This is a genomic window from Variovorax sp. 20P10.2.4 (assembly GCF_058244205.1).
In genome coordinates this window covers 1-3,197 of record NZ_JBZAYE010000756.1, presented here as the reverse complement: position 1 = coordinate 3,197, position 3,197 = coordinate 1, and the positions used below count along the sequence as shown (strand labels likewise).

Genomic DNA, 3,197 nt, shown 5'->3' with positions numbered 1-3,197 from the left:
CGATGGCGCCGCGCTCGCGCCAGGCCACGTAGAGGTTCAGCGGCAGCATCAGCACCAGCACGCACACCGGCAGCAGCTCGGGGCGCACGAGGCCGATCACCGGCGCGGCGATGAGCGCGAAGCCGACCCCGGTCGCGCCCTGCACGAAGGCGGCGACCAGCACGGCCAGCGACATCAACACGAGGTGCTGCGCGCTCATCGGGCGACCTGCCGCCGGTGCTCGGCGGCCGTGGGATGCAGCCGCACGATCGGCGCGCGCGCGATCGCGGCCTGGGCGGTGCGCGCGAGCTGCCGTTGCCGCGCGCGCGCGTCCCAGTCGGTGGGCCAGCCCTTCCACAGCCGCAGCCGGCCATCGACGAACACCGCCTCGATCTGGTCGCGGTTGCCCAGGCGCACCAGGTCCCAGGTCAGGTCGACCGAGGTGCACATCTCGGGCGTGTCGACGTCCACGAGCAGGAAGTCGGCCGCCTTGCCGACGGCGATCTCGCCGGTGCGCGCGCCCAGGCCCGCGGCGCGCGCGCCCTCGTGCGTCGCATGGTCGAACCAGGTCCAGCCGCCGCCGCTGGAGGCATCGCCCACGGCCAGGCCGAAGGCGATCTTCTGCGCGGCCTCGGCCGCATCCATCAGGCGGAAGCCGTCGCTGCGCGTGGCATCGGTGCCCAGGCCGAAGCGGATGCCCAGCGCGGCCATCAGATGGGCCGGCGCCACCGCGTTGCCCTTCCACTGGCTCGCGACCGGGTTGTAACTGACGGCGGTGTCGGTGTCGCGCAGCAGCATGAGCTCCGGCGGCGTCACCAGCGTGCCGTGCGCGATCAGCACCTGCGGGCCGAGCGCGCCCAGCTGCGCGAGCAGTTCCAGCGGGCGCCGGCCGCGCGCGACCACCGAGCGCTCGACCGAGGCCAGGTGCTCGTTGACGTGGGTCTGGAACACGGTGCCGGCCTCGGCGCACAGCGCGGAGACGCTCGTCAGCATCTCGTCGGAGGCGGCCTCGGGCACCGAGATCGCGAGCGAGGGATGCACCAGCGCATCGCCCTGCCAGCGCGCGAGGAAGCGCTCGGCCTGCGCCTTCAGCGCGCCGCGCTCGGCGGCGCTGCTCTCGTTGCCGCCGTCGTTGCAGATCAGCCCGAGCACGCAGCGCAGGCCGGTCTCGTGCAGCGCGCGCGCCATGGCGCCGATGTCGCCCGGCGCGCGGGTGCCGGCGTCGCACACGGTGGTGAAGCCGCCGCGCAGCGACTCGAGCGCCGCGAGCTTGGTCGCGAGGTAGACGAACTCGTCGTCGAGGCTGGATTCGAGCGGCACCCACACGCGCCGGAAGATCTCGGACGGCTCGCCGTAGGCCAGCGACTTGCCGAAGGACTGCGTGAGGTGGTGGTGCGCGTCGATCATGCCGGGCATCAGCACCCGGCCGGGCAGGCGCTGCGGCACCAGTCGAGGATGGCGCGCGGCCAGCAGCTCGGCGGGGCCGATGTCGGCGAAGCGGCCGTCGGCGATGTGCACGGCGTGGCCGGTGGCCGGGCCGTCGCGCAGCATCAGGTGGTCGGGCACGAGCAGCAGCTCGCCAGCCGCGAAAGGCGCGGCCTCGTGGTCAGGGGACATGTCTGGATCCGAAAGAAAGGAAAGAGAAAAGCTCACTGCGGCGAGACCGGCGGCGGCACCGCCGATGGCAGGGGCGCCGCGCGTTCGGCCGGTGGCCGGTTGAACAGCAGGTTGAGCACCACCGCGGTGATCGAGCCCATCGCGAGGCCGTTGCCCAGCACCAGCTGCAAGGTGTCGGGAAAGCGGCTGTAGAGCCCCGGCACGAGGATCGGCAGCAGGCCCATGGTCAGCGCGCCCGCCAGCACGAACATGTTGCCGCGCTCGTGCAGGTCGGTGCGGCGCAGCATGTCGATGCCCATGGTGCCGATGATCGCGAACACCACCATCGCGGTGCCGCCCACCACGGCGGCCGGGATCGCGCTGGCCAGCCGGCCCAGCGGTGCCGACAGCGCGATCAGCACCAGGATCGCGCCGGCCATGGCCGTGACGTAGCGCGAGCGCACGTTGGTGGCGCGCACGATGCCGATGTTCTCGCCGCTGGTGATGATCATCGAGGTGCCGAACAGGCCGCCGAGCAGCGACACCAGCGCGTCGCCGCGCACGGTGCGCGGCACCGCGTCGCGCGGGTCGATGGGCCGGCCCACCACTTCGGCCACGGCCACCGTCTGGCCGGTGGCCTCGACCATCGAGATCACGCTGAAGATCAACAGCGGCACCGCGGCCACGAGGTCGAAATGCGGCAGGCCGAAGGGCAGCAGGGTCGGGCTGCTCCACAGCGGGCCGGCCGCCACGGGCGAGAAGTCCATCAGCCCGAAGGCGGCCGCCAGCAGCGTGCCGGCCAGCAGGCCCAGCAGCACCGCGAGCTGGCCCAGCATGCCCTTGAACAGGCGCGCGAACAGCACCGTGAAGCCGATGGTGGCGAGCGCCAGGCCGATGTTCACCGGGTCGCCGAAGGTCGGCGTGCCGGCCTTGCCGGCGATGATGCCGCCGTAGACCTTCACCAGGTTGATCGACACCAGCAGCAGCAGGGTGCCGATGACGATCTTCGGGAAGAAGCGCAGGCAGCGCGCGAACACCGGCAGGATCAGGAAATAGAACAGCGCCGTGAGGATCACCGCGCCCGAGGCGGTCTGCAGGTCGCGCTGCTGGGCGATGGTCACGAACATCACGATCGGCGCGCCGCCCGGCACCATCACGAAGGGCAGCCGCGCGCCGAACTTCCACGGCCCGAAGGACTGCAGCAAGGTGCCGAGCCCGCACAGCAGGAAGGTGGCGCTGATCAGGTTGACCGTGAGCGCGGCCGACAGGCCCAGCGCCTTGGCCACCAGGAACACCGAGGTGATCGGCACCGCGGCCATCACCAGCACATGCTGCAGGCCGAACAGCAGCAATTGGGAAAAGGGCAGCACGGCATCGACGGGCGCAACCTCGTTCGCACGGGACATGATCGTTTTTCCTTGGATCGGTCCGCGCCCAAATCGATTTGGGCGCACTGGCAAAAAAATCCGCCGCAGCGGGTGAAGTACATTCCGGGCAGACGCCCAAAACGATTTGGGAATTGAAGCACCGCTTTCGTGGAAGGTCAATACGGGATGAACACCGAGCGAACGCCACGGGCGAACATCAAGGACGTGGCGCGCGAGGCCGGCGTGTCGCCGACC

At 71.0% G+C, this 3,197-nt stretch carries 2 protein-coding genes and 1 pseudogene; all 3 read right to left on the bottom strand.

All coding sequences use genetic code 11. The features are described from left to right. Positions 1 to 199 (bottom strand): annotated as a pseudogene (locus tag AC27VN_RS36965) (sulfite exporter TauE/SafE family protein); the annotation flags it as partial. Next, positions 196 to 1,596 (bottom strand): amidohydrolase family protein, encoded by a 1,401-nt coding sequence (locus AC27VN_RS36960; RefSeq protein WP_490879857.1) that lies wholly within the window; start codon positions 1,594 to 1,596, stop codon positions 196 to 198. The pseudogene AC27VN_RS36965 and the gene AC27VN_RS36960, both read right to left, overlap by 4 nt. A 32-nt stretch (positions 1,597 to 1,628) precedes the next feature. Next, on the bottom strand, positions 1,629 to 2,981 hold the full coding sequence (locus tag AC27VN_RS36955; protein ID WP_093353834.1) for a uracil-xanthine permease family protein: 1,353 nt from the start codon (positions 2,979 to 2,981) through the stop codon (positions 1,629 to 1,631). Between the last annotated feature and the right edge of the window lie 216 nt (positions 2,982 to 3,197).